General features: G+C 45.4%; 5 protein-coding genes. 2 read left to right on the top strand and 3 right to left on the bottom strand.

Annotated features, from left to right (window positions below; genetic code table 11):
• Positions 1–124: 124 nt before the first annotated feature.
• Positions 125–736: a Uma2 family endonuclease gene (locus QT992_RS32955; protein WP_333342070.1), complete on the bottom strand. Its 612-nt coding sequence runs from the start codon at positions 734–736 to the stop codon at positions 125–127.
• A gap of 128 nt (positions 737–864) precedes the next feature.
• Here QT992_RS32955 and QT992_RS32950 point away from each other — a divergent pair, with 128 nt between their 5' ends.
• Complete coding sequence (locus QT992_RS32950; protein WP_333321593.1) at positions 865–2,379, top strand: NADH-quinone oxidoreductase subunit M; 1,515 nt, start codon at positions 865–867, stop codon at positions 2,377–2,379.
• 42 nt (positions 2,380–2,421) lie between these two features.
• On the opposite strand, the gene QT992_RS32945 is transcribed toward QT992_RS32950, so the two are convergent.
• Positions 2,422–2,634: a hypothetical protein gene (locus QT992_RS32945; RefSeq protein ID WP_333181010.1), complete on the bottom strand. Its 213-nt coding sequence runs from the start codon at positions 2,632–2,634 to the stop codon at positions 2,422–2,424.
• Positions 2,635–2,691: 57 nt separating this feature from the next.
• On the opposite strand from QT992_RS32945, the gene QT992_RS32940 reads away from it, so the two are divergent.
• Positions 2,692–3,858 carry a CO2 hydration protein gene (locus QT992_RS32940; RefSeq protein WP_333342072.1) on the top strand — a complete coding sequence of 389 codons (1,167 nt, stop codon included), beginning with the start codon at positions 2,692–2,694 and terminating at the stop codon, positions 3,856–3,858.
• Between the two features lie 496 nt (positions 3,859–4,354).
• On the opposite strand, the gene QT992_RS32935 is transcribed toward QT992_RS32940, so the two are convergent.
• A complete protein-coding gene (locus QT992_RS32935) occupies positions 4,355–5,074 on the bottom strand; it encodes a PHP domain-containing protein (protein WP_333321596.1) in 720 nt (239 codons plus the stop codon).
• Between the last annotated feature and the right edge of the window lie 314 nt (positions 5,075–5,388).

Here is a 5,388-nt window from a genome sequence, read left to right as displayed (position 1 = left end):
GCGTCCCCGCTCGCGTATTGTACAATACGCGAGCGGGGACGCTCGCACTGTAAATGCAAAACTGAGATGCTCCCGATGAACGCAGATGATTTTATTCTAGGTTTGTCTGCTTTTTTATTTAGTTTTACTCAAAATCGATCGGCCACAATTCTGTCACCGCAACTTCCCAACCGGGCAAAAGTTCGGGAATTGAAATCATGTCGCCGTCTCTCAATACCACTGGCTCTGTTTGGGGAGTGTAAATTGTTACTGTGCGCTTGTCTGGGTCGATTAATATTCCTACTTTTGCTCCGAGTTCGATAAATGATAGAATTTTTTCTCGCAGGGGTTTGAGGCGATCGGACTGAGATTTGATTTCTACAACTAAGTCGGGAACAAGTTCGGCAAAATACCTTTTACTTTGTTTGAGGCGATCGGCTATTACAAAAGAAACATCGGGTGCTGTAAGATTTGAATTCGGGAGGATAAACCCGCCGCTGGACTCAAACACTCGTCCGAGTTTGCGAGGTTTGACCCAGTTACGCAAAAGACTGACTAACTCTGCTCCTATTTCGCTCGATACAATGTCTGATGGGCCCATAAGGATAATCTTCCCGTCTACCAGTTCTAATTGGTAGTCTAGATGTGCTTCCGAAAGTATACCTTGCAGTTGTTCCAAGTCGGCAACTGTTAGGCGGGTGGAAGGAGAACCGGATTTAATTTGCAACTCTTCTCGATCTGTAAGACTTGAGGTCATAGGAGGATTCCAGACACATTTGAATCTATGTTAACAAGAAAATGGGCCGATCGCTTTTTTATGCAGTTGGTTTGCGTTAATGTTAAATATAGTTCTAAAAACTGCGTAATAAAGGAAAGTTTTAATTGATGCTCAGTGCTTTAATCTGGATACCAATGTTGGCTGCTGCCCTGATTGGGCTCTGGCCCGGTTCAGTGAGTTCTAAAATAGTTCGGAATGTCGCGATCGCCATTGCGGCCATAACTTTTATTCTTTCGGTGATTTTGGCAGTTCAGTTTGATGCCAGTATCAGTCAGTTGCAGTTTTCGGAATTCATTCCTTGGATAGATGCTTTAGGATTGAATTACAATCTGGGCGTTGATGGTTTGTCTCTGCCTTTGGTAATTTTAAATACTCTGCTGACAGGGCTAGCTATTTACGCTACGGATGAGTCGATCCGCAGACCTCGACTTTATTATTCTTTGATTCTGTTAATAACCGGCGGCGTAACAGGGGCTTTTTTATCTCAAAATTTGCTGCTGTTTTTCCTGTTTTTTGAGGTAGAATTGATTCCGCTTTACCTGTTAATTGCGATTTGGGGAGGCGAGCGCCGGGGTTATGCTGCTACTAAGTTTTTAATCTATACTGCATTTTCGGGAATTGTGCTGCTGGCTGCTTTCTTGGGGACTGGTTGGCTTAGCGGTGCTTCTAGTTTCGATATGGTTGGTGCAGCGGGCGCATCGCATTTGCAAGGAGGATTGCCATTGCCTTTGGTAAGGCAAATTGTTTTGCTGGCTCTTGTGTTGCTGGCTTTTGGAATTAAGATGCCTTTAGTGCCTTTTCATACTTGGCTGCCGGATGCTCACGTAGAAGCTTCGACGCCGGTTTCGGTGCTGCTGGCGGGGGTGCTTTTGAAGCTGGGAACTTATGGGATGCTGCGCTTTGGTTTGGGTTTGTTTCCAGATGCGTGGGCGGTGGCGGCGCCGACTTTGGCGAGTTGGGCGGTGGTAAGCGTGCTTTACGGGGCGAGTTGCGCGATCGCCCAAAAAGATATGAAAAAAATTGTAGCTTACAGTTCGATCGCTCACATGGGCTACATTTTGTTAGCTAGCGCCGCAGCTACTCCGATTAGTATGCTGGGAACAGTTTTGCAAATGGTTAGCCACGGTTTAATTTCGGGGCTGCTATTTTTGAGTGTCGGGATTGTTTACAAAAAATCCGGCACCCGCAACATCGATGTGCTCAAAGGTTTATTCAATCCCGATCGCGGTTTGCCGATGATTGGCAGTTTAATGATCCTCGGCGTGATGGCTAGTGCCGGCATTCCCGGTTTGGCTGGATTTATTGCTGAATTTTTGATATTTCGGGGCAGTTTGCCAGTGTTTCCCGTGCAAACTTTGCTCTGCATGATCGGCACTGGTTTGACTTCAGTTTACTTTTTAATTATGGTCAACCGCGCCTTTTTCGGCCGCCTTTCGGATGTGGTGGTAAATTTGCCACAAGTGCGCTGGCGCGATCGCATCCCTTCGCTGGTTTTAGCCATAATTATCGCAATCATGGGAGTGCAACCGGGAGTTTTAGTTGCTTTGAGCGAGAAAACTGCGATCGGGCTGGTAGCTAATGTGCCACCGCAAGTTAAAGCGATCGCTCAAAACTTGAAATAAAATATGACCTAGGTTCGTAGCATCGGACATCTTGCAGCAATCTCAATAAGAGGATTTTTCGGGGGGTCGGGCGGGTTTATAGAACCTATTTGCAAGCTTTAAGGCTGTTGGCGAACCCGCCCCTACGGCTAATTGAGAATGGTGCAACATCTCAGTAGCATCGGACTTTAGTCCTATGGCAGTTTTCAATCCCATGAAATACAGCAGACGGCTGTAGGGAGACGGCACTGCCGTGTCCCTACCTATTCCATTCATCAGTGTATCCGCGTTCAAATCCTTGTCGTTCCTTCCTTCAATTAAGGTTAAATAAGAATGAAAAGTACCGTATTAAAACCCTCTTCCCATCCCCTATCCGCATACATTGACCTATTAGAATCAGGCCAAGCTTTACTGCCTGAATCTGCGGAAAATGTAGTAGAAGTTGTCGGCATTCTCAAAAGTTATGCTATTGTTCTCGATGCCTATTCTCGCAATCTCAATTATATTGCAGAAGAACAGTTTTTAGTGCTTTTCCCGTTTTTTAAATATTTCAATGGAGAGGTGACGCTGCCCAAATTAATGCGCTATTTGTGGCACGATCGCATAAACTTTGAGTATGCTGAGTATTGCATGAGAACAATGCTTTGGCACGGCGGCGGCGGTTTGGACAGTTATTTGGATTCCCCGGAATTTAGCAGTTTGGTCGAAAAGGCGATCGCGGCTAAGCTGAAAGGCAATTTTTTCATGCAGGGACTCAACAAAGTATTTCCTAATTTTTTGCCAGAACAAGTGCGGATGCTGGCTTACTACACCGGTCTCGGTCAGTTTTGGCGGGTAATGAGCGATTTGTTCATCGACTTATCTGATTCCTACGATCGAGGGGAAACTAAGTCTATTTCTGATGTAGTTGATTTTGTCAAAGCCGGTTTAGTGGCCGCGGCCAGCCTACCGATTACCTACAGCGTCAAGATTGGCGATCGAGTCTACGATATACTGCCAGCGACGGCTAATTTGACATTTTTACCAGATGTAGCCGTGCCTTATGTAGAGGCTGTTTTCTTTCGGGGCACAGCTTTTTTTGGCACAGTTTCCTACAACGCTCAAGCTCATCAAATCCCGGAAGAACAAAGAGAATTTGCCTACGGGGCTTTGTTTGCTGACCCTTTACCGATTGGAGGTGCAGGGATTCCGCCAACTCAATTGATGCAAGATATGCGGCATTATTTGCCGGAGTATTTGCACGAAGTTTATCGCACGAGTTGTCGCGGTGAAGACGATGTGCGGGTGCAAATTTGCCAGAGTTTTCAAAAGTCGATGTTTTGCGTGACGACGGCGACTATTTTGGGTCTAGCACCTCATCCAATGAATACATCAGATCCAGAGGAAAAAAAGGCTAATCGGGCTTATTTGGAAGCTTGGATGGATCGATTTGGGAATTCTCGCTTGGATTGGGCAAATCAGCCAACTAACCGGGCCTGTCAGTTGTTCCCCGAACGGTAGAAGGGCGACAGGTTTTTAGGGCGCAAGGTCTCTCGGAGTTGGAACCATATTACCTGAAGAAAGCAATTGCTTTCTTTGGGAAGGCGAAAGCTCATCCTGGCGATCGCAATGATATCACGTCCCGTAAAATAGCCGGTATAAGGCAAGTAGTGAAAACTTCAGTCACAGACTTTTCTGAGGACTGAAGTCCTCACTACGAAACAATTTTATAGTCATTCTAGCGCACCTAATATGACCGAAAGCATCCAGGATACAAGCCCCCGGATTCATTCCGAAAGCAGACTCAGGACCCAGAAATAAAAAACCTGTATCCGATGAAACTTGCCCCCCGAATTTATCCGTGGAGTAAATCTAAAATCTAAAATCTAAAATCTAAAATCGATTGACCTGATAAACTGTTTGTTTTCGGCTCTTTGTGATTGCTTTCATAAGAGATATATCCGCTAACGCTTAGACTGGTAATGACAGGATAAAGCACTTGTTATTTCCGAACTATTTAGATTCGGACGAGAAGACTCAGGCCGTGAGAGTCCGTGCCGCAAGTTCCAAGCAAACCATAAGTTTCTGCTAAATCTTTGACTAAAGCAGTTTGTTTGGGGCTTGGTTTCCAAGGATTGGGATTACCGTAAGCATAGTAAATTTCTACACCGTCAATGCCGAAACGGGCTGCTTCTGGGATTAGTTTATCTGCCGTCGATCGATACCGGCAAGGATGTGCTAGAACTGCTAAACCTCCTGCTTCATGAATAGCTTCAATTACCCTGGCTGCTGAATAACAATAAGTGCCTTCAGTGCTTTTACCTCGTAGGTATGGTTGGAGACTGGGATGTTGCGGATCAAAGGCGTAACCGAGAATGTGTACGTCGTTGTTGAGCAATTCGGCATTAATTTCAGCGCCTGTCCACAGACTAGGTGCTTCGCTATTTTTGTCAGGATGGTTTAATTTCCAATTATCCAGCCAAATTTGAGCTTTAACGTAGCCTTCGGTGCTGTGGTGGTCGGTGATAGCTAAGCCATTGAGGCCTCTGGCTATGGCTTGTTCCATCAATTTCTCTGGCTGCAATCGCCCGTCGGAGTAGACTGTGTGCATATGAAAATTATAGGAACCCGGACAGCTATCGGCATCAATTGTCTGAAAGACTTGTTTGAGTGCTGAGATATTCTGGGCTTCTGGTCGGAGACTAGAAGCGGGGGAGGTAGCGAAGTTGACAGCCATAAGCGTTATTATAAAAAAAACTAACCTTGTTTAATATATCTAATAAATTGATATGTTGCACCTGTGGCAATAGTCTGCTGTGGGATTGAAACATCTGGCGGATGGTTGCGTTCGGCACAAAATATCAATTCACTCGCACATCTTGCACAATTCTTTATCCAGATTTTTATTGTCGGGTGGGGGCCGGTTTATGAGATTATTGATTTTAAGCAATTTATAGTTGGTAAAACCCGCCTCTGCAGGTTTTGGGAGAATGGGAGCATCTCAGTTTTGTAAAAAGCATTTTTTTATTGTAGTGCGAGCGTCCCCGCTCG

This window comes from Microcoleus sp. T3_D1, from assembly GCF_036700405.1.
Classification (GTDB): Bacteria; Cyanobacteriota; Cyanobacteriia; order Cyanobacteriales; family Microcoleaceae; genus Microcoleus.
Note: the sequence above shows the minus strand (reverse complement) of the source record. Positions and strands in the feature narration are given on the sequence as shown.